Source organism: Cellulomonas avistercoris (genome assembly GCF_014836445.1).
Taxonomy (GTDB): domain Bacteria; phylum Actinomycetota; class Actinomycetes; order Actinomycetales; family Cellulomonadaceae; genus Cellulomonas; species Cellulomonas avistercoris.
This window is the reverse complement of record NZ_JACSQV010000003.1, coordinates 155,149-175,487: the sequence shown is the minus strand read 5'-3', so window position 1 is coordinate 175,487 and position 20,339 is coordinate 155,149. Positions and strand designations below refer to the sequence as shown.

Below are 20,339 nucleotides of genomic sequence, written 5' to 3'. Positions count from 1 at the left end.
TCACGTCTCGGCGAGCACGTCGGAGACCGGCAGGAACACGTCCTCCAGGTACCGCACGTTGGCGATCTCGACGAAGTCGAGGTGGCGCGGCACGTCACGGCCCAGCACGTCGTCGAGCACGAGCGAGGGCATGTCGACGCCTGCGGCGATCGTCAGGGGCAGCGCGCCGGGGAACCGCGGGTTCACCTCCAGCAGCGCCGGGACCCCGTCGGCGTCGCGCTTGAGCTGCACGTTGGCCACGGACGTCAGGCCGACGGCCCGCGCGACGGCCGTGGCGGTGGCGATGAGCTCCTCGTCGTGCACGGTCACCCCCGCGACGGCGACCCCGGAGTCGACGCGCAGGCGTGCGCGCGGCACGGCCGCGACGACGTGCCCGGTGGAGTCGGCGAGCACGTCGACGGAGTACTCCTGGCCGGGCAGCATCTCCTGCACGAGCAGGTCCTCGTCGTCGTACACCACGTCGAGCTCGCTCGCCGACGCCACGGTGCGCACGCCGCGCGACCCCGCACCGCGTCGCGGCTTGACGATGACCGGGAAGTCCCAGCCGGACAGCGCCTGCGGCGTGCCGAGCAGCTCGGTGCGCGGCACGCGCACCAGACCCGTGCAGGCGTGCGCGAGCGCGAGCTTGTCGAGGCACGTGTCGAGGGTCCGCAGCGACGGCGACGCGAGCCGCGTCCCCGCCGCCGCGAGGTCGTCCCGGACCGCCGCGAGGCGCGGCAGCTCGACGTCGACCGTCGGGATCAGCACGTCGATGCGGTCGCGCGCGCACAGCCCCCGGACGGTGGCCACGAACTCGTCCGCACGGCCCGCGGGGACGAGGCGACGGTTGCCCGCCGGCACCAGGTACAGGGCGCTCGCCCAGCGGTCCATGTCGGCGGCGAACACCTCCACGTCGCCGCGCCGCAGCAGCGAGCGGATCACTGCCACGCCGGCCGGGCCACCGGCTCCGGTCACGAGCACGCGGGTCATGCGGACACCTCTCCTGGGCGCTGTGCGGGCAGTGCGGGGGGCGCGTCGGCCACCGCGGGCACGGCCACCTGACCGGACAGCATCGCCGACGCCCGCACGGTCTCGAGCGGCTCCGCGAAGCGTCCGGACCCGAAGCGGGACCAGTACCGGGCGCTCGCCCGCACCGCGTCGGGCTCCATGTAGTCGCGGTGCGACTGCGACGTGAACGCCGCCAGCATCTCAAGCTTGGTCTCGACGAACCCGTCCACGGGCACGAAGCGCGTGGGCCGGAAGTCGACGGTGCTCGACGGGCTCTGGAAGCACGCGAGGGACGGCACGCGGCGCGTCGCGACCATCGCGGCCTCGTGCACCGCGCGGTGGTCCTGGTGCCGGTCGTGCGCGGAGTGCGTGTAGACGACGGTCGGCGACAGCTCGCGCACCGTCTCCTCGATGACCGTGATGAGGCCCGACGCGGGGTCCATGCGCGTGTCCTCGAAGTCGTGCAGGTACAGGCGCGCGCCGATGACGGCGGCCGCGGCCAGCGCCTCGTGACGACGGGCCTGCGTGTCACCGCCCACCGCACCGCCCGACATCGTCAGGATGACGACCTGGTCGCCGGCGGCGCGGTGCGACGCGAGCGTCGCACCGACGCCGATCTCGACGTCGTCCGGGTGCGCCCCGATCGCGAGCACGACGTCGCGCCTGCCGGCCGCGGCGCGGCGCGCCTGACCCTCGGCCGCGAGCGCGGTCACCCGGTCGAGGAGGGTGGCCGCCGCGACCGGCTTGACGAGGAACTCGTCGGCGTTGCGCCGCAGCGCCTCGACCGCGTAGTCGACGGACGCGAACGCCGTCATCACCGCGACCGGGACCCCCGGCGCGCGCGACCGCAGCTCGCCCAGCAGCTCGAGCCCCGACATGCCGGGCATCTGGATGTCCGTGAGGATCACGTCCGGTGCCTGGCGGGCGACCTCCGCGAGCGCGGACATCGCGTCACCGGCCAGGACCACGTCCATGCCGCCGCGTCGTTCCAGCACCGTGCGGACGAATCCCGCCGTGTCGGCGTCGTCCTCGACGACCAGCACCCTGGTCCTTGCGTCCGTCACTGCTGTCCTCCCCCACCCCCGTGAGCAGTGCAGCGGCCCACGCTACGTGCCCGCCACCGCCTCCCGGTCCAGGCACCTGGGCCACGGTCGACGGCGAAAGGGACCTTCGTGGCGAATGGGCCCCGAACGCGTGCGCGCGCCCTCCGGGCACAGGGTGAAATGCACGACAGCCCGCCTCCGCGGCCGCCGTGGGCGGGTCGGGACCGCCCTGTGCGCCTCGTCGACGCGCAATCAGGTGGACCGTCGATGCCCGGCGCGTGACGGTGGACCCATGACCGACGACCTGTGGGGCGAGTCCGTCGCTCGCGCGTACGACACCCCCGGCACGGGCATGTTCGCCCCCGAGGTCCTGGGCCCCACGGTCGAGCGGCTGGCCGAGCTGGCGGCCGGCGGATCGGCCCTCGAGCTCGCGATCGGCACCGGACGGGTCGCCGTGCCGCTGGCCCGCAGCGGTGTGCCCGTGACGGGCGTCGAGCTGTCGGCGGCCATGGTGGCGCAGCTGCGCACCAAGGTGGACGAGGCGACGATCCCGGTGGTCATGGGCGACATGGCGCAGGTCCGGGCGCCGGGCGCGTTCACGCTCGTCTACCTCGTCTTCAACACCATCTCGAACCTGCTGACGCAGGACGAGCAGGTCGCGTGCTTCCGCAACGCCGCCCGTCACCTGGCCCCGGGCGGACGCTTCGTCGTCGAGCTGTGGGTGCCCGAGTTGCGCTCGCTGCCCCCGGGCGCGACCGCGACCGTGTGGCGCGACGAGCCCGGCTACCTCGGGCTCGACACGTACGACGTGCTGCGCCAGCGCGTCGTGTCGCACCACGTGCGGTACCAGGACGACGGCACCGCGACCGTCGGGCGCAGCCCGCACCGGTACGTCTGGCCCGCCGAGCTCGACCTCATGGCCAGGCTCGCGGGCCTCGGTCTCGAGAGCCGGCACGCCGACTGGACGGGCGCGCCGTTCACCGCCGACTCCGGCTCGCACGTCTCGGTCTACCGCCGCGGCACCGTCGCAGGTGCGGACACGACGAAGGCCGCCGCCCCGTGAGGGGCGACGGCCTTGCGACGGGAGGTGGCACGAACGGAACCCGGGGGCCGCACGTGCCGGCGCACCTGTGACCTATCCCGTCTCCCCGGGCGCCGCGGTCCTCGTGGTCGGTGCGGGTGAGGCGGGCGGCGGGTTGACGAGCACGACGTCGGCGCTCGCCTTCTCCTCCTCGGAACGGCGGTCCCACGTCGGACGTCGGAACGCGTAGAAGAGCAGCGGGGGCCCGCCGAGCACGATGACGACCACCGCCACGACGAGCGGGTACCCCGTCTCCGACAGGCCCGTGAAGCCGGACGGCCGGACGAACGCCAGCACGAAGGCGGCGACGCACGCCACCAGCCCGACGCCCGCGACGAAGTTCATCGCCGGCGTCCGGTACGTCCGCACGACGTCCGGCTTGGTGCGCCGCAGCCGGATCGCCGCGGCGAACATCAGGATGTACATCACGAGGTACAGCGCGGCCGCCATGTCGACGAGCGCGATGAACGCCGTGTTCCCGTTCGGCACCAGGACGAAGAGCAGCGCGAGCAGCGTCACGATCACACCCTGCACGGCGAGGATGCCGACCTGGACCCCCGCCTTGTTGCGGCGCTGCAGAGCGGGCGGCAGCAGACCGGTGCGCGCGGCCGCGAGCAGACCGCGCGACGGGCCGGCGATCCACGTGACCACCGAGGCGAAGGCGCCCAGCGCGATGAGCAACGAGATCGCCGCGGTCCCCCAGTCCATGCCCCAGTGGTCGAAGAACTCCTGGAACGCCAGGTTGATCCCGTTGGTCAGACCGAGCTTGCTCTTCGGCACCGCGAGGCTGATCGCGATGGTGGGAAGGATCAGCACCAGCAGGATCAGCACCGTCGAGATCGCGATGGCCCGCGGGAACCCCTTGCCGGGGTTCTTCAGGTCGTTGGCGTGCACCGCGTTGACCTCCATGCCCGCGTACGCCAGGACGTTCGAGACGATCAGCACGATCGAGGCGAGGCCCGTCCAGGGCGGGATGACGGCCGACGCCTCGAGCGGCGTGTCCGACCGCTCCCCGGTGGCGAGCCAGATCACGCCGAAGATGACGAGCAGGGCGGCCGGGAGCAGCGTCCCGAGGATCCCGCTCCACGACCCGACCTTGGCGAACAGGTTGCCACCGGCGAGCGTGATGGCCGTCGACCCCCAGTACAGGACCAGGATGACGACCGCGGTGTAGAACCCGTTGTTCGAGAGCCCCTGGTCACCGACGACGAACGACAGGCTCGCCGCGATGAACGCGATCTGCGTGGGGTACCAGACGACGTTCTGGATCCACTGCAGCCAGATCGCCACGAACCCCAACCGGTCCCCGAACGCCTCACGCACCCAGGTGAACACCCCGCCCTTCCACCCGGTCGCGAGCTCGGCCGCGACGAGCGCTGTCGGCAGGAGGAACACGATCGCCGGGATGATGAAGAGGGTCACGGAACCCAGCCCGTAGAGCGACATCGCGGGCAACGACCGCAACGACGCCACCACGACGACGGTGAGCATCGCGAGCTGGCTGACCGACATGGCGACGGTCGCGCTCGCCGCCGGCGCCCCGATCGCGGGCCCGGAGTGGCCCGGAGGGTTGCGTGCCTCCGGCGTTCCGTACGGGTGCGGCTTGACGTGGTCGGCCGACGGCGCGTGCGTGCCGTCCGCCCGGACGTGGGTCGCCGCCTTGCGTGACCCTGGCGTGCTGCTCTGCGTGGACATGGCTCTCCCCCTGCCGGACCTGCTGGACTGTGCGGACCGAGTGGTCAGTGGTGGAATCCGGAACGCCGACCCTCGACGGGCATCGGGCCGGTGAGCGCGTCGAGGTACGCGGTCTCCTCGCGGAGGTCGACGAGGAACGCCGACGCAAGGTCGTGGCTGAACCCGTTGCGCACGACGATGCGCTGCACCGTCAGGTCCGTGAGGTCGTCGGGCATCGGGTACGCGGGGACGAGCCACCCCTTGGTCCGCAGGCGCTCCGACAGGTGGTAGAGGTTCCAGTTCTGCGTGTGCCCCTCGCGCAGGCTCCACGCGAAGACCGGGATGTCCGACCCGTCGTTCCACAGCTCGAACGCCGGCATCTTGGCGATCTCGCCCGAGAGGTACAGCGCCACGTCGCGCGACGTCTGCTGCACGGCGGTGTAGCCCGCGCGACCCAGCCGGATGAACAGGTAGTACTGCAGCAGCACCTGCGCGCCGGGCCGCGAGAAGTTCAGCGCGAACGTCGGCATGTCGCCACCGAGGTAGGACACGCGGAACACGAGGTCCTCCGGCAGGGACTCCAGGTCCCGCCACACCACCCAGCCGAGGCCCGGGTAGACGAGCCCGTACTTGTGACCCGACGTGTTGATCGACGCGACGCGCGCCACGCGGAAGTCCCACGCGAGGTCCGGCTGGATGAACGGCGCGATCATGCCGCCCGACGCGCCGTCGACGTGGATCGGCACGTCGTTGCCCGTCGCCTCCTGGATCCTGTCGAGCGCCTCGGCGATCTGCTGCACCGGCTCGTACATGCCGGTGTAGGTGACGCCCATGATCGCGACGACGCCGATCGTGTTCTCGTCGACGTACTTCTCGAGCTCGTACCCGTCGAGGACCTTGTGCTCCAGCGAGATCGGCACGTAGCGGGCCTCGACCTCGAAGTAGTTGCAGAACTTCTCCCAGCACACCTGCACGGCGCTCGACAGCACGAGGTTGGGCCGGTCCGTGGGCTTGCCCGCCGCCCGGCGCGTCTGCTGCCAGCGGCGCTTGAGCGCGAGTCCGCCGAGCATGGCCGCCTCCGACGAGCCGATGGTCGACGTGCCGATGGTGTGCTCAGGGTCGGGCGCGTGCCACAGGTCGGCGAGCATGGTCCAGCACCGCGTCTCGACGGCCGCGGTCTGGGGGTACTCGTCCTTGTCGATCATGTTCTTGTCGGCGGCCTCGATGTAGAGGCGTGACGCGTACTCGTCCATCCACGTGCCGACGAACGTCGCGAGGTTGAGCCGCGCGTTGCCGTCGAGCATCGCCTCGTCGTGGACGATCTGGTACGCAGTCGACGGCAGAGCCTCGTCCTCCGGCAGACGGAACTTCGGCAACGCCGTCGCCTCGCCCGGTCGGGCGAAGATCGGGTTGAGCTCGACGACGTCGGGCTCCCCCTCGCGGCGTGCGGCTCGGCGCGTGTTCGTGACCATGGTGCCCCCCGGCTTGTGCGTGGTCCCGGCTTCGCCAGGACGTTGAGTCCCACGCTACGTCCGCATGTGATGTGGCACACCTTGGGGCGGTCTGCCCGGTTCTCACGTCGGGCGTCGTGACGTGGGGTGCTCGTGGTCGGGGCGTACCGGACGGGGCTCGTGGGCGCGGGGACGACCATGGTCCGCGTGTGCGGGAGGCTGGGACGGTGACCGACACGCCGGGGCCGCCCCTCACCCGCTACGCGAGCATCGTCGCGACCAACCTCGCGACGCCGTGGCCGTACCACCTGGTGCACCTGGCGACCGGCCCGGACGACGTGCGCGCGCCCGCCGACCTGTACCCGGCGTTCCACACGTCCTTCGACTGGCACTCCTGCGTGCACATGCACTGGCTGGGCGTCGAGGTGCTGCGGGCGGGCCACGAGGACGCGACGCTGCGTGCCCGCATCGACGCGAACCTCACGGCCGGCCGGATCGCGGGCGAGGTCGCGTACCTGCGGGCACACCCCGCCTTCGAGCGGCCCTACGGGTGGGCCTGGGCGGCGCGTCTCGCGGCCTCGTGCCGGGCCGCGGCCGACGCCGGGGACCCGGACACGGCGCGCTGGGCGGACGCGACCGCGCCTCTCGCGGACACCGTGCTCGACCTCGCCGAGCGGTGGCTCGCCCGCGTGGAGCACCCGGTCCGGCACGGCGTCCACAGCAACACCGCGTTCGGGCTCGCGCTGCTGCTCACGGCCGCCGACGACCTGCGCCGCACCGCGTCGGCCGATGCCCTGCGCTCGCACGCGCGCCGGCTGTTCGGAAGGGACCGGGACTGGCCGGCGCGCTGGGAGCGCAGCGGCCACGACTTCCTGTCGCCCGGCCTCGCCGAGGCGGATCTGATGGCGCGCGCGCTGCCGGCCGAGGAGCTACGGCCCTGGTTCGCGGGGTTCCTCCCCCGGCCGGACGACCTGGTGTCACCCGCGCGCGTCGTCGACCCGACCGACGGGCACGCCGTGCACCTCGACGGCCTCAACCTCTCGCGCGCAGGGGCACTCTTCCGGCTCGCGCACGCGCTCGACGACCCGACGCTGCGCGACGCGGGGGACCGCCTGCTCGCCGCGGGGCTCGCCGCGCTGGAGAACGAGGACTTCGTCGCGACCCACTGGCTCGCGTCGTTCGCCTGGGACGCCACGGCGAGCCGCTGAGGCACGGGCGCACCGCACGCCTGCGACGCCGTCACCTCCGCGGTGGTCGCCGGGCGGCCGAGCACCTGCCGGTACCGCAGGTCCACGACGCGGTCGACGTGCGCCGGGAGTACACGATGTCGTAGACCACCGGGGGGCGGCCGTTCGAGCCGGATACGGGCGACGCCCGGGCTCACCTCGGAGACCGACGCCGCCCGGGGCTGTCGGCCTGACGGCGCCGCCCGCCGTCAGACGTGCGCGGGGCCGTCGAGCCCGTGTCCCGACGGCGCCGTCCCGAGCCGCGCCAGCGCACCCCGGGCCGCGACGACACCCGTGCTGAACGACGCCTGCAGCAGGTAGCCGCCGGTCGGCGCCTCCCAGTCGAGCATCTCCCCGGCGACGAACGTGCCCGGCAGGGCGCGCAGCATCAGCGCCTCGTCAACCCCGGACCACGCGATGCCGCCAGCGGTCGAGATCGCCTTCTCGATGGGCATGGTGGCCGTCACCACGACCGGCACGGCCTTGATCCGCTGCGCCATCCCGGAGGACGGCAGGGTGCCCGCGTCGGCCTCGCGCAGCAGCCCGATCGCGGCAGGGTCCAGTCCGACCGTGCGCCGCAGCCAGGACGAGCCCGAGTCCTTGGGGCGGCGGCGTCCGAGCCGTTCGTCGAGCTGGGCGACGGTCAGGTCCGGCCGCAGGTCGATCTCGACGACGCAGCGACCGTCCGTGTCGAGCGCCTCGCGGATCGCGGCGCCGATGGCGTAGACCGGGCCACCCTCGAGGCCGGTGCGCGTGAGCATCGCGTCCCCGCGGCCCCGTGCCGGGCGCCCGCGAACGGTGAGCGCGACGTTCTTCAGCGGCGTGCCGGCGAACCGCTGCGCGAGCACATCCGTCCATCCCACCCGGACGCCGACGTTGGCCGCTCGCAGCGGCGTGACCGCGATCCCGCGGTCCATGAACGGCCCGGCCCAGCCGCCGTCGGCGCCCAGCCGCGGCCAGGACGCGCCACCGAGGGCGAACACCGTCACATCACCGCCGACCTCGACGGTCGTGCCGTCAGCGCCGGTGAACAGCGACGCACCGTCGTCGGACCATCCGTCCCACCGCTGCCGCTTCTCGATCCGCACCCCGAGGTCGGTCAGGCGTGCGAGCCACGCGCGCATGAGGGGCGTCGCCCGGAACGAGCGTGGGAAGACCCGCCCGCTCGTCCCGACGACCGTCGGCTCCCCCAGCCCTGCGCACCATGTGCGCAGGTCCTGCGGGCCGAACACGTCGAGCATCGGCCGCAGCCGGGGCGCCGACTCGCCGTACCGCTCGGCGAACGCGTCCCGCCCCTCGGTGTGCGTGATGTTCAGACCGCCGTGGCCGGCCAGCAGGAACTTGCGTCCCACCGACGGCATGCGGTCGTGCACGGTGACGTCCACGCCGGTACGTGCCAGCACCTCGGCGGCGATGAGCCCCGCCGGCCCGCCGCCGACGACGGTCGCAGTGCTCATCGGCGGGAACGTCCGCGCGCGTGGTGTGTCGGCACCGGGCGAACCTAGCCGACCGGCGGACGACAGCCATCACCCCGGTGCACACGGCGACGGGCATCCCTCCGGTCACAGGGGCTCGACGGATCGACGAGGAGCGAGTCGCTCGGTCCTCTGAGCCTGTGGCACGGTGCCGGTTGCCGGAGGGTAGCTTGCGTCACCGACACGCATGCCGTGGACAGCACTGAGGCCCGCCCCAGGACGGGACGGGCCTCAGCGCAATCTACGAAGAGTGCCTTCGCGTTCGACGAAGACCTCGACGTGGAGGTGGCGGGAATCGAACCCGCGTCCGATGACATTGAACCAGGGCTTCTCCGGGTGCAGACCGCTGTAGATTTTCTCGGCCCCCACGATCACGCGGACAAGACGTGGACGGGCCCAGTCGGCTAAGAGTCCCGCCCGTCCCACCGACGAGGACGGACAGCAGTGGCTCTCTAGATGACGCCGGGAACTAGACCGAGAGCATGTCTAGGCCGACGGACTTCGAGGCTCGCTCAGGCGGCGAGGGCGAAGTCGGTGCGATTGGAATCGGCACCTATAAGTTGCACGGAGCGTTTACGAGATAACCGTGCATCCTCGACCCGCTTCACCTGGCTCGACGATCACCGTCGAAACCGATCACCCCCATGGGTGTATGCACTTGTCAAGCCGTCTGTCCGCCCTGGCGGGGCGGCAGGCGTGGACCAGCGTACGTCACAACGCCCGCAGGAGGCGCGGTCATTCCCGCACCGGGCCCGCACGGTGTGGTGCGGGCCCGGTGCACCCTGTCCGCGGCGCTCAGAGGTCGTCGAACACGCCCGGCAGCGTCGAGGGTCCCGGGGTCGGGGTCTCCTCCGAGCCCTCGGACCGCTCGCGGGGCGAGCCGCCGTCCTGGTCCTGCGACCGGTCGTCCGAGCCGTCCTGCGACCGGTCGTCCGAGCCGTCCTGCGACCGGTCGTCCGAGCCGTCCTGTGGCCCGCCCTGCCGGTCGCGCGGCTCGCCGGGGCGGCCGTGGTCACCGCCACCGGGCCGGTCGCCGCCGCGGCCCTCGTCCTGACGGTCCCCGAAGCCGTCCTGCGGACCCTGCTGGTACGTGCCGCGGGCGTCGCCCGGGCCGTCGTCACCGCGCTGCGCCAGCGCCACGGCACCGCCGCCGACCAGCAGCCCGCCCACCAGGGCACCGGCCGCGATCGCTGCCGTCGCCGCCGCGCTCATGCTGCGGCGCTTGCCCGTGGTCGGCGCGGGCTCGGTGAAGGCCGACTGCTCCGCGGGCGGCGTGGCCTGCGGCGTGGCGGCCGGCGTGGCCTGCGGCGTGGCCTGCGGCTGCGCGCCGCGCTCGACCGGCGGCTGCGTAGGCTGGTCGCCCGTGGGACGGGTCGTGCTCTCGTCCTGCATCGTGCTGCTCCTTCCCTCCGGCGCCCCTCGGCGCCTGCTGGCTCCATGAGACCTCGGCCAGGTTGAGGGGTGCTGGGACGAGGCTTGGCGCAACCTGAGTCCTTGGAGCCGGCCCCGTGCGCGTGTCGGTGGCGTGCCCCACGACGACCTCATGGACCTGCCCGTGATGCCGCCCGTCGCGCCGATGCTCGCGACGTCGGTGAAGGAGATCCCCGACATCCGATGCGTGCCTTCCGCGTCGCCGGGCGCTCGCCCGAGAGCGGCCACGGAAGACCTATCCGGATTCGTTCATGGTCAGCTCGATCGTTCGGTCACCCGATGCGTCGCCGCACGGACCGATGAAGACATCGCGCCAGATGATGTCGGGGCCGAACCCTCCCCGGTCCGCCCGAAGTGTGACCTCTGCGTCGCCCTGGCGGAGGACCAGCTCTCCGTCGTCGACCGTCTCCCACTCGATATCGCCGGACATCGTGCGGAAGGCTTCGGGGTCACACGCCTCGTCAGCGCCGTAGGGAATCGCCTCGACGACGCCGACACCAGCGGCCTCAAGACGCACCGCCTCGCCGTTGTCACCCTCCCAGAGCTCGCCGACCGGCACCGCGGGCCCGTCCTGCTCCACGCATCCCGCGGTGACCAGGCACAGCGGGGCCGCAACGCCCCACGCGACGACCGAACGCAGCACCGCTCCACCAGGACGCCCGCTCACGGTCGCCACCTGTCCACCTCGTGCCGTCTCGCTGAACGCGGAAAGGTCGATCTCCGAGGGCCTGCTCATGCTTCACACCATTCTGCGATGGAGGACGATCGAGGCGGTCGTCGAACGTCTCGCCGGTGGCGTCCGGGCGACGTCCGCGCGGACGCTATCAGCTCCCCGCCTGCGACCGCAGCGATCCCCATGCGTGGCTCCGTGCGCGGGAGGCGGTGCACGTGGCTGTGCGATGCCGCACGATGACCTCATGGACCTGCCCGTGATGCCGCCCGTCGCGCCGATGCTCGCGAAGTCCGTCAAGGAGATCCCCGCCACCGGCCACGTGGAGCCCAAGTGGGACGGGTTCCGCACCATCGTGTTCCGCGACGGCGACGACGTCGAGCTGGGCAGCCGCAACGAGAAGCCCATGACGCGCTACTTCCCCGAGCTCGTCGAGTCGTTGAAGGCGAACCTGCCGGAGCGGTGCGTCCTCGACGGCGAGATCGTCGTCGTCCAGAACGACCGCCTGGACTTCGACGCGCTGCAGCAGCGCATCCACCCCGCGGCCAGCCGTGTGACGCTCCTCGCAGGGCAGACGCCCGCGTCGTTCGTGGCGTTCGACCTGCTCGCCCTGGGCGACGACGACCTCACGGCCCGCCCGTTCTCCGAGCGCCGCGCCCTGCTCGTCCAGGCGCTCGCCGACGCCCGGCCCCCGGTGCACGTCACGCGCGCGACGTCCGACATGGCCGAGGCGCAGCGCTGGTTCACGCAGTTCGAGGGCGCCGGCCTCGACGGCGTCGTCGCCAAGCCCCTGGACGCGCCGTACCAGCCGGACAAGCGCGCGATGTTCAAGATCAAGCACGAGCGCACGGCCGACTGCGTCGTCGCGGGCTTCCGCCGGCACAAGTCGGGTGACGTGGTCGGCTCGCTGCTGCTGGGGCTGTGGGACGACGAGGGGCACCTGCAGCACGTCGGGGTCAGCGCGTCGTTCTCGATGACGCGGCGGCGCGAGCTCCTCGACGAGCTCGAGCCGTACCGCGACGTCGACCTGGCCGACCACCCGTGGGGCGCCTGGGCGGACCAGCAGGCCCACGCCGACCGCCGCATGCCGGGCGCCGTCAGCCGGTGGAACTCCACCAAGGACCTGTCGTTCGTCCCGCTGCGCCCCGAGCTCGTCGTCGAGGTCGCCTACGACCACATGGAGGGCGACCGCTTCCGGCACACCGCGCAGTTCCGCCGCTGGCGCACGGACCGCGACCCGCGGTCCTGCACGTACGAGCAGCTCGAGGAGCCCGTGGGGTACGACCTGGCCGACGTGCTGGGCGGCTGACCGCGGTCAGAGGACGGCGAGGAGCGCCGTGGTGACCACGAGCGTCGCGACGACTTCCCCGGCCCCGATGACAGCAGGGCGCGCGCCCGGCCACCGCCGGGGAACGACCGCGGCACGTGCGGCGAGCAGCACGCCCACGACGCCGAGCAGCGGGTGCACGACCGCGAGCAGCGTCGCGACCAGCACGTGGTACGCCACGGACACCTGACGCACGCGCGGGTCGTCCCGCTCTCGGATCAGCGACTTCACGTACGGCACGGTGCCGAGGAAGTACGCCGCGAGCACGGCGGTGGCGGTCCAGACGGCCGCGGGCCGCGGCTCACCCGTCCCCAGGGCAGCGGCCACCGGGGTGAGCAGCGCCGCCGCCACGACCGTCACGGTGTCGTTCAGCCACGACCGGTCCGCTCGGCGCAGCGATGCCACGAGGCTCACCGTCAGCAGCGGCGCGAACACGGGCGACCACACCAGCAGGTGCGGTGCGACCGCGAGCAGCAACCCGAGCAGCACGAGACCGGCGGCGCCGTACGCGAGCACCGGCGCCCGGTAGCGCGGCTTGCGGCCGGACCGCAGCCACAGCCCCGCCGCGTGGTAGGCGAGGTACCCGACGAGCCACGCCACCAGCAGCAGCACGTGCCGCCAGGACCACCCGGCGACCGCTGCCCCGACGACGGGCGGCACGACGAGCATGGCCCACGCGCCGTGCTGCCGTGGCACCCACCCGGGGCCGGGACGTCGCCGACGCGCCCGCGGCACGGGGGCCGTGACGATGCGCGACAGGGTGCTCACCCGGGCAGCGTAGGAGCCCGCTCCCGGCGCGGCGTGGGCCGGAGGTCCGGGCCGGTCAGTCCGCCAGACCGATCGCGTAACCGACGAAGAACAGCGCCGCGAACACGACCACGACCCCGATGATCACGTACGCCATCCAGTTCGCGCCGCGTGAGCCGGTGTCCGGCTGGTGGTGCATGGCCTCCGACGTCGACGACTCACCGGGGGGTGTGTCACCCGGCGCCACGCCACCCCCGGGCTCCAGACCGGGCGTGTTCTGCGGGTCCGGGTCGGGACTGGTCGGTTCGCTCATGCAGGGGGCCTCCTGTCGCCTCGTGCGTCCCACCGTGCGCGCACCGCCGCGCCCCGGCAACCGCTGGCGCGGCGGCGCGGTCCTCGTCAGCGCGCCAGGAGCGTCAGGAGCTGGGAGTCGAGGGCGATCTGCGTGTCGAGCGTCACATAGCCGCGGTCCTCGAACAGCACGGTCACCCGCTCCGCCTCGACGACGCTCACCGTCCCGGCGCCGAACTCCTGGTGGCGCACCGGCTGACCGGGTCGCAGGCGCTGCGCCGCGACGGCGAGGGACGTGCCCGCGTCGCAGCTGTCGCACCGGCCGCACGGCTCGCGCCGCTCCTCGCCGAGCAGCTCGAGCAGCAGGCGGCGGCGGCAGTCCGTGGTGTCGGTGTACGTGCGCACGAGGTCGACGCGCGAGGCCTCCAGGCGCGTCCTGCGCTCGCGCGCCTCGTGCACGTCCGCGAGCACCTGCCGGCCGTCGGCACCGTCGGCCAGGCGCAGCGTGCGCCCGTCGTCGCGGACCGCGCCCACGTGCTGCAGCGTGCCCAGCGCCCGGGCGACCGTCCGGCGTCCGAGCCCGGTGGCCGTGGCGAGCGCTGCCTGGTCGCCGGGCGTCGTCGCGAGCGCGTGCAGGAGCCGCAGCAGCGTCGCGGGCCGCGGGCCGCCGCCGGACCGCTGGTAGCGCGCCAGGGCGTGGTCCTCGGCCCGCACGACGACGACCGCGCGTGCGGGCTCCTCGTCGCGGCCCGCGCGCCCGACCTCCTGGTAGTACTGGTCGAGCGTGGTGGGCGGGCCCGCGTGCACGACGAGACGCACGTCGGGCCGGTCGATGCCCATGCCGAACGCCGAGGTGGCGACCACCAGGTCGTCGCGGCCGGACAGGAAGCGGTCCTGCGTCGCCGCTCGCTCGGCCGCCGGCAGGCCCGCGTGGTAGACCGACGCGGGCCGCACCTCCGCGAGCCGCGCGGCGAGCTCCTCGCAGTGTGCGCGGGTCCGCGCGTAGACGATGACGGGCCCCGGCTCGTGGGCGACGAGCTCGCGCACCACGGCGTCCCGCTCGTCCTGCGTGGCGGCGGGGCGGGCGCCGAGCCAGATGTTGGGCCGGTCCGCGTCGTGCACCAGGACGCGCGGGTCGCGCATCCCCAGCCGCGCGGCGATCTCGTCGCGCACGTGCGTCGACGCGGTCGCCGTCAGCGCGAGCACGCGGGGCGAGCCCAGCCGCCGGACGGCCGAGCCGACGAGCAGGTAGTCGGGACGGAAGTCGTGACCCCACTCGGCGACGCAGTGCGCCTCGTCGACGACGACCAGCCCGACGTCCGCGTCGGTCAGCGCCTCCAGGACGACGCTGCGCTGGAGCTGCTCGGGACCGAGCAGGAGCACGTCGAGCCCGCCCGACGCCGCCGCCTCGAGCGCCTCGCGCTGCTCGCGCGCAGTCCGGACGGAGCTCACGGACGCGACCCGCAGCCCCGACTCCGCCAGCGCGCGCTCCTGGTCGCGCTGCAGCGCGATCAGGGGCGACACGACGACGGTCAGCCGCGCCGCGACCAGCGTCGCGATCGCGTACACCGCGGTCTTGCCGGCGCCCGTGCGGGCCACCAGCACGGTGTCGTGCGCGTCCAGCCCGGCCAGCGCATCACGCTGCGCCTGGCGCAGCGCCGTGCCCTCGCCGAGCACGCGGTGCACCGCCTCGTCGAGCCTCGTCCCGGTCGTGCTGTCCGTCGTCGTCGCCACGCCACCCGTCCTCACCGTCGATCCCCGGGTGGAGGTCTACCGCCTGCGCGGCCCGGGCGCGCGCCGAACGGTGACGACGACCGGCCGACGCGCGCCCGGCGGCCGACGCCCGTAGCGTCGGGGGACGACCAGGAGGCACGACGCCGCCGGTGCCCGACCGGTGGTACGGGAGGCACCGATGGCATCGACGCAGCGCCCGCACGACGTGGTCGTCGTGGGCTCGGGCTTCGGTGGGCTGTTCACGACGCGGGCGCTCGCGCGCGTGCCCGGTGTGCGAGTCACCGTGATCAGCGGGGTCAACCACCACCTGTTCCAGCCGCTGCTCTACCAGGTGGCCACGGGCATCCTCTCCTCCGGGGAGGTCGCGCCCGCGACGCGCGACGTGCTGCGCCGCCAGCGCAACGCGCGCGTGGTCCTCGGCGTCGTCGAGGACGTCGACCTCGAGGCGCACGAGGTCGTGCACCGGTCGCCCCTCGGCGTGGCGCGGACGCGGTACGACTCGCTCGTGGTCGCGGCGGGAGCCGGGCAGTCGTACTTCGGGAACGACCAGTTCTCCGAGTTCGCGCCCGGGCTCAAGAGCCTCGACGACGCGATGGAGGTGCGGGCGCGGATCTTCGGCGCGTTCGAGCTCGCGGAGCTCACGGACGACGAGGAGGTCGTCGAGCGGCTCCTGACGTTCGTGGTGGTCGGAGCCGGCCCGACGGGCGTCGAGATGGCCGGGCAGGTCGCCGAGCTCGCGCACCGCGTGCTGCCGGGCCAGTTCCGGCACGTCGACCCGTCGCGGGCGCGGATCCTGCTCGTCGACCCGGTGCCGCAGGTGCTGCCCGGGTACCCGGAGCAGCTGTCCGCCGCGGCGACGCGCGAGCTCGAGCACGTCGGTGTCGAGATCTGGACCGGCTGGAAGGTCGTGGACGTCGACGAGCGCTCCGTGACGGTCGAGGACCAGGACGGGAACCGGCGCGTGGTGCCGTCGGTGTGCAAGGTCTGGGCGGCGGGCGTCGCGGGTGCGCCGGTGGGTCGTGTCCTGGCGGAGCGCGCGGGCGTCGAACCGACGCGGTCGGGGCAGGTGCCCGTCGAGCCGGACTGCACGCTGCCGGGCCACCCCGAGGTCTTCGTCGTCGGTGACCTCATGCGTCACGGCAAGCTGCCGGGCGTCGCGCAGGTCGCGATCCAGAGCGGGCAGCACGCCGCGGACCAGATCCGCCGGCGCGTGCAGGGCGAGTCGACCGGGCAGGAGTTCGTCTACCGCGACAAGGGCAGCATGGCCACGGTCTCGCGGTTCTTCGCCGTCGCGCAGATCGGGTCCGTGCGGACCTCCGGCCTCGTGGCGTGGGCCCTGTGGCTCGGCGTCCACCTGGTGTACCTGGTGGGCTTCAAGAGCCGGCTGACGACGCTGCTGCACTGGGCGGTGTCCTTCGTCGGGCGTGGTCGCTCCGAGCGGGCGTCGACCTGGCAGCAGGTCGTGGCACGGACGACGCTGCGCCGCACCGGTGAGGCGGGACTCGGCTCGCGGGCCGACGGCATCCGCCCCGACGACGCGTGACCCGGACCGGGCGAGCCGGCCGTGCCGGTCCTACCAGCCGCCCCCGCCGCCACCACCGACGCCCCCGCCGGAGAAGCCTCCGCCGCTGAGGCCCGACCCGCCCGAGGTGCCGGGCGTCGGGGCGGAGATGGCCGCCGTCGTGATCGACTCGAACCGGTCGAGGGCCCCCACGAACCCGGCGCCCCAGAATCCGACGGTGCCGGGCGGGTACGCCCCGACGTACCAGGTCGGGGCCGCCACCGGGACCCCCTGCGCCGCGAGCTCGGCGAACACCCGGGACCACCGGTCGGCCAGACCGAAGACGATGGCGTACGGCAGGTACCGGCTGAAGACGTCCTGACCCTCCTCGAACCGGATCTGGTCCGCCTCCGCGGTGGCGAGGTAGCGACGGAAGCCCAGCGCCTGCGCGAGGACGGCGGTGCCCGCGGGCGTGCGCGCGGGTGCCGACCCGCTGAGCACGAGCACGAGGACGCCGACGAGCAGCAGTGCGATCCCGACGAGCGCCAGCCCGGGCACGACCTGCACCGCCATGGCCACGGCGGCACCGATGCCGCCCACGAGCAGGAGCAGCACCCCCACGACGATCCAGGCGGTGCGCACGCTCTTGGGGTTCGCGCGGAACCACCCGACGCTCGTGACGTGGTCGTACAGCATGCCCTGGACCTTGGCCAGCGACGACGCGAAGGTCTGCCGCAGCTCGGACAGCCTCACCTCGTCAGCCTTCTCGAAGAGGTCGCCGAGCAACCCTGCCTCGAACGGCAGCAGCCCCTCGGTGCCCGCCCGCAACCGCACGAGCGTCCAGTCCTTGGGCTTCTTGCGGGGGTCGGTACGCGGCACCTCCTCGATGCGGAGCCAGCCGCGGACCGCGAGGTCGATGATCGTGGCCGTCACGTCGACCGCGTCGGCCTTCTCGTCGACGAGCGTGCCGATCTCCCCCGGGCGCGCGCCCTCGGGCGGCTGGAACTGCACGGCGACGGGTGCCCGGCGGTCCCGCGGGCCGATGGCCGTCACCTGCCCGTCCGCCGGTCGCAGGCCCGGCGTCAGGCCCAGGTACGCCTGGTCCCGGCCCGTCCGCCGCACGCGGCCGATCGCGAGGACCCCGCCGAGCACCAGCACCGCGGCGGCGAGCGCGCCGCCGGCGGTCGCCGGACGCAGCGGCAGCACCGGGTCGGGCTTGTCACGCAGGATCGGCTGCACGCCGGGGAACGTCCCGCCCGGCCAGCCCGTGACCGTCGTGAGCTCGTCCCCCACCGGCACGACGGCCTGCGTGAAGGTGGCGGAGTCCCCCGCGGCCGTCGCGTCGTCGCACGGCGTGGTCGACCCCTGCGGCCCGGTGAAGCACGCGACGCCCTCCACCGGCGCCGGCCCGGTGACGGTGACGGACAGGTCCGACAGCGGGACCTCCCAACCGGGACCGATGACGTTCCAGTACAGCTCGTCGCCCGAGTGCTGCGCGTTGGCCGGGTTGATCCACCCGTCGACCGTCATCTCGACGCGGTACGTCTGCACGCCCGACACGTCGTCGACGTCCTCGTCGCCGATCCGCAGGATCACGGCGGACGTCTCGTCCTCGCGGTACAGCTGTGCCGGTGCACCCGTGGGGCTCGTGACGCGCACGTCGCTGAACTCGAAGAACCGGTCGGTCTCGTCGTCGTAGGAGACGCGGGTCGGGAACGTCAGGTACGGGCCGTGGCCGGGATCGTCGCCGAAGTCGAAGTCGAGGTCGATCACCACGTCCACGGTGCCGTCGGCGGCCGCGTCGGCCGTCACGTCGTAGCGCGTGATCTCGCGTCCCGTGCTCAGGTCGGCACGGCCGGACGAGGCCAGCGCGACCGGCGGCGCCAGGAGGATCGCCCCGAGCGCGAGCAGGAGCACGAGCCCCAGGACCGCGAGACGACGCACCGCGCGGGTGACAGCGGGCTCGCCGCCGCCGGGTGCACCGGGGAGCGACGAGCGCACGGCGGTCACCGGTCGCGTCGCTCGCGGATCGCCCGCTGCGACTCGAGGTTGTCCTGCCGCTCGCGCAGCGCCTGGCGCTTGTCCCACTCCTTCTTGCCGACGGCCAGCGCGATCTCGACCTTCGCGCGCCCGTCGAGGAAGTAGAGCGCGAGCGGCACGATGGTGTGACCCTTCTCGCGCGTCTTCGCCTCCAGCCGCTCGATCTCCTCACGGTGCAGGAGCATCTTGCGCTTGCGGCGCGGGGCGTGGTTGGTCCAGGTGCCCTGCGAGTACTCGGGGATGTGGACGCCGTGGAGCCAGGCCTCCCCGTTCTCCACCTCGCCCCAGCCGTCGACGAGCGACGCGCGCCCGGCACGCAGCGCCTTCACCTCGGTCCCGGTCAGGACGAGCCCGGCCTCCAGCACGTCCTGGATGAGGTAGTCGTGCCGGGCCTTGCGGTTGGCGGCGACCATCGTGCGGCCGTCGACCTTCGCCTTCGCCACGACACGGCCCTCCGTTCCTGGTGCTGGTCCGGTGCGCGCACGCGCTGCCGGACGGGGATCGCCCGGGACGGGCGGGGCACGACGGACGTCGCACCGGGCACGAGCCTACCGGCGACGTGCGCGCCGGCCCCAGGTCATTCGCGGACCGCGGAACCCGGGCTCAGAGGCCGAGGTAGGACCGCGGGTTCACGGTGCCGCCGTTGACGTACACCTCGAAGTGGAGGTGGCAGGCCGCGGACGTCCCGGTGTTGCCGGCGTAGCCGAGCAGCTGACCCGCGCGCACCTGCGCGCCGCCGCCGACGGCGAACGACGACATGTGGTTGTAGCTCGACATCAGCGACGAGCCGTTGACCCACCCGTGGTCGACCATCACCTGGCCGCCGTAGCCGCTGCGGTGGCGCGCCCACTGCACCGTGCCGTCGCGGCCCGCGTAGACCGGCTCGCCGCAGCGGTCGCGCAGGTCGATCCCGGCGTGCAGGCGGTAGTAGCCGAGCACGGGGTGCAGCCGGTTGCCGTACTCGGAGGTCACGACGATCGGGTTGTGCGCCGTCGGGTTGGCGAACATCGCGCCGGGCCGGGCGCCGCCCGGCTGGGCGCTGCCGCCACCGCCGCCACCACCGCCTCCCCCGCCGCCGCCGCCGGGCTTCGCGGCTGCGGCACGGCGCGCGGCCTCCTCCTGCTCCCGCTGGACGCGCTGCTGCTCGATGATCGCGGACAGCTCGTTGGCGACCTGCGCGCGCTCGGCGTCGTTCGCGGCGACCTGCGCCTGCGCCTCCGACCTGCGCGACTCGATGTCGGCCTTGCGCTGCTGCTGCTCAGCGACGAGCCGCTCCACCTCGGCCTTGGCCGACTCGGCCTCCGCCTGCGCCTGCCGGGCCTCCTCGAGCTTGGCGTCGGCCGCGACCTTGAGCTCGTCGACCTTGGCGCGCACCGCGGTCTGCCGGGCCTGGGCGTTCTTGTTCTTCGCGGCCAGCGCCGTCAGCTCGTCGAGCACCTGCGTCTGCGTGCGCAGGGCGGTCGACACCAGGCCGTACTTCTCGACGAAGTCCTGCGAGCTCTCGGCGTCGAGCATGACGCTCATGCCGGAGACGTCCCGCCCGCCCTTGTACGCCTCGCGCGCCATCTGCCCGATGGCCGTGCGGATCTCCTGCTCGCGGGCGTCGTCGACCGCGATCTGCTCGGTGATCGCCGCTTCCTCGTCGCGGGGGGGGGGGGGGG

At 73.5% G+C, this 20,339-nt stretch carries 17 protein-coding genes and 1 other RNA gene; 4 read left to right on the top strand and 14 right to left on the bottom strand.

Features of this window, described 5'->3' with window-relative positions; genetic code table 11:
* Positions 1-969 (bottom strand): ATP-grasp domain-containing protein, encoded by a 969-nt coding sequence (locus H9657_RS05330; RefSeq protein ID WP_191781092.1) that lies wholly within the window; start codon positions 967-969, stop codon positions 1-3.
* Entirely contained in the window at positions 966-2,051 is a 1,086-nt protein-coding gene (locus tag H9657_RS05325; RefSeq protein ID WP_191781090.1) for a response regulator, read from the bottom strand. The genes H9657_RS05330 and H9657_RS05325 overlap by 4 nt, the downstream gene beginning before the upstream one ends.
* 271 nt (positions 2,052-2,322) lie before the next feature.
* On the opposite strand from H9657_RS05325, the gene H9657_RS05320 reads away from it, so the two are divergent.
* Positions 2,323-3,093: a class I SAM-dependent methyltransferase gene (locus H9657_RS05320; RefSeq protein WP_191781088.1), complete on the top strand. Its 771-nt coding sequence runs from the start codon at positions 2,323-2,325 to the stop codon at positions 3,091-3,093.
* Positions 3,094-3,165: 72 nt separating this feature from the next.
* Here H9657_RS05320 and H9657_RS05315 read toward each other — a convergent pair whose 3' ends face one another.
* The gene (locus H9657_RS05315; protein ID WP_225214674.1) at positions 3,166-4,806 is read right to left on the bottom strand and encodes an APC family permease; all 1,641 of its coding nucleotides are present in this window, start codon (positions 4,804-4,806) and stop codon (positions 3,166-3,168) included.
* 44 nt (positions 4,807-4,850) lie between these two features.
* Positions 4,851-6,257 (bottom strand): glutamate decarboxylase, encoded by a 1,407-nt coding sequence (locus H9657_RS05310; protein ID WP_191781085.1) that lies wholly within the window; start codon positions 6,255-6,257, stop codon positions 4,851-4,853.
* 206 nt (positions 6,258-6,463) lie between these two features.
* On the opposite strand from H9657_RS05310, the gene H9657_RS05305 reads away from it, so the two are divergent.
* Entirely contained in the window at positions 6,464-7,444 is a 981-nt protein-coding gene (locus H9657_RS05305) for a DUF2891 family protein (protein ID WP_191781083.1), read from the top strand.
* Positions 7,445-7,671: 227 nt separating this feature from the next.
* Here the strand turns inward: H9657_RS05305 and H9657_RS05300 are convergent, their stop codons facing one another.
* From H9657_RS05300 to H9657_RS05285, 4 genes are all read right to left on the bottom strand, one after another.
* Entirely contained in the window at positions 7,672-8,919 is a 1,248-nt protein-coding gene (locus tag H9657_RS05300) for a BaiN/RdsA family NAD(P)/FAD-dependent oxidoreductase (RefSeq protein ID WP_191781080.1), read from the bottom strand.
* Positions 8,920-9,214: 295 nt separating this feature from the next.
* Positions 9,215-9,581: a transfer-messenger RNA gene (gene ssrA / locus H9657_RS05295) on the bottom strand.
* A 151-nt stretch (positions 9,582-9,732) separates the two neighbouring features.
* Entirely contained in the window at positions 9,733-10,329 is a 597-nt protein-coding gene (locus H9657_RS05290; RefSeq protein WP_191781078.1) for a hypothetical protein, read from the bottom strand.
* A 274-nt stretch (positions 10,330-10,603) separates the two neighbouring features.
* The gene (locus H9657_RS05285) at positions 10,604-11,104 is read right to left on the bottom strand and encodes a hypothetical protein (protein WP_225214673.1); all 501 of its coding nucleotides are present in this window, start codon (positions 11,102-11,104) and stop codon (positions 10,604-10,606) included.
* Positions 11,105-11,285: 181 nt separating this feature from the next.
* Between H9657_RS05285 and H9657_RS05280 the strand changes: the two genes are divergently transcribed.
* Complete coding sequence (locus H9657_RS05280; protein ID WP_191781075.1) at positions 11,286-12,347, top strand: ATP-dependent DNA ligase; 1,062 nt, start codon at positions 11,286-11,288, stop codon at positions 12,345-12,347.
* A gap of 6 nt (positions 12,348-12,353) precedes the next feature.
* Here the strand turns inward: H9657_RS05280 and H9657_RS05275 are convergent, their stop codons facing one another.
* The 3 genes from H9657_RS05275 to H9657_RS05265 form a co-directional block, all read right to left on the bottom strand.
* Positions 12,354-13,133 (bottom strand): YwiC-like family protein, encoded by a 780-nt coding sequence (locus H9657_RS05275; protein WP_318241307.1) that lies wholly within the window; start codon positions 13,131-13,133, stop codon positions 12,354-12,356.
* Positions 13,134-13,188: 55 nt separating this feature from the next.
* Positions 13,189-13,425: a DUF6480 family protein gene (locus tag H9657_RS05270; RefSeq protein WP_191781072.1), complete on the bottom strand. Its 237-nt coding sequence runs from the start codon at positions 13,423-13,425 to the stop codon at positions 13,189-13,191.
* A gap of 86 nt (positions 13,426-13,511) precedes the next feature.
* Positions 13,512-15,137 (bottom strand): RecQ family ATP-dependent DNA helicase, encoded by a 1,626-nt coding sequence (locus H9657_RS05265; RefSeq protein ID WP_191781069.1) that lies wholly within the window; start codon positions 15,135-15,137, stop codon positions 13,512-13,514.
* Between the two features lie 178 nt (positions 15,138-15,315).
* Here H9657_RS05265 and H9657_RS05260 point away from each other — a divergent pair, with 178 nt between their 5' ends.
* On the top strand, positions 15,316-16,680 hold the full coding sequence (locus H9657_RS05260) for an NAD(P)/FAD-dependent oxidoreductase (protein WP_191781067.1): 1,365 nt from the start codon (positions 15,316-15,318) through the stop codon (positions 16,678-16,680).
* A 30-nt stretch (positions 16,681-16,710) separates the two neighbouring features.
* Here H9657_RS05260 and H9657_RS05255 read toward each other — a convergent pair whose 3' ends face one another.
* The 3 genes from H9657_RS05255 to H9657_RS05245 form a co-directional block, all read right to left on the bottom strand.
* The gene (locus H9657_RS05255) at positions 16,711-18,648 is read right to left on the bottom strand and encodes a DUF2207 domain-containing protein (protein ID WP_191781064.1); all 1,938 of its coding nucleotides are present in this window, start codon (positions 18,646-18,648) and stop codon (positions 16,711-16,713) included.
* The gene (smpB, locus tag H9657_RS05250) at positions 18,645-19,121 is read right to left on the bottom strand and encodes an SsrA-binding protein SmpB (protein WP_191781062.1); all 477 of its coding nucleotides are present in this window, start codon (positions 19,119-19,121) and stop codon (positions 18,645-18,647) included. The genes H9657_RS05255 and smpB overlap by 4 nt, the downstream gene beginning before the upstream one ends.
* A gap of 160 nt (positions 19,122-19,281) precedes the next feature.
* A partial coding sequence (locus H9657_RS05245; RefSeq protein ID WP_225214672.1) for a M23 family metallopeptidase occupies positions 19,282-20,339 on the bottom strand: 1,058 nt, incomplete at its 5' end.

Excerpts from the sequence above, each read along its gene's own strand:
- H9657_RS05300 (WP_191781080.1), bottom strand. The coding sequence starts at position 8,919 with ATGAGCACTGCGACCGTCGTCGGCGGCGGGCCGGCGGGGCTCATCGCC.
- H9657_RS05290 (WP_191781078.1), bottom strand. The coding sequence starts at position 10,329 with ATGCAGGACGAGAGCACGACCCGTCCCACGGGCGACCAGCCTACGCAG.
- H9657_RS05330 (WP_191781092.1), bottom strand. The coding sequence starts at position 969 with ATGACCCGCGTGCTCGTGACCGGAGCCGGTGGCCCGGCCGGCGTGGCA.
- H9657_RS05280 (WP_191781075.1), top strand. The coding sequence starts at position 11,286 with ATGGACCTGCCCGTGATGCCGCCCGTCGCGCCGATGCTCGCGAAGTCC.
- H9657_RS05270 (WP_191781072.1), bottom strand. The coding sequence starts at position 13,425 with ATGAGCGAACCGACCAGTCCCGACCCGGACCCGCAGAACACGCCCGGT.
- H9657_RS05260 (WP_191781067.1), top strand. The coding sequence starts at position 15,316 with ATGGCATCGACGCAGCGCCCGCACGACGTGGTCGTCGTGGGCTCGGGC.
- H9657_RS05285 (WP_225214673.1), bottom strand. The coding sequence starts at position 11,104 with ATGAGCAGGCCCTCGGAGATCGACCTTTCCGCGTTCAGCGAGACGGCA.
- H9657_RS05315 (WP_225214674.1), bottom strand. The coding sequence starts at position 4,806 with ATGTCCACGCAGAGCAGCACGCCAGGGTCACGCAAGGCGGCGACCCAC.
- H9657_RS05320 (WP_191781088.1), top strand. The coding sequence starts at position 2,323 with ATGACCGACGACCTGTGGGGCGAGTCCGTCGCTCGCGCGTACGACACC.
- H9657_RS05310 (WP_191781085.1), bottom strand. The coding sequence starts at position 6,257 with ATGGTCACGAACACGCGCCGAGCCGCACGCCGCGAGGGGGAGCCCGAC.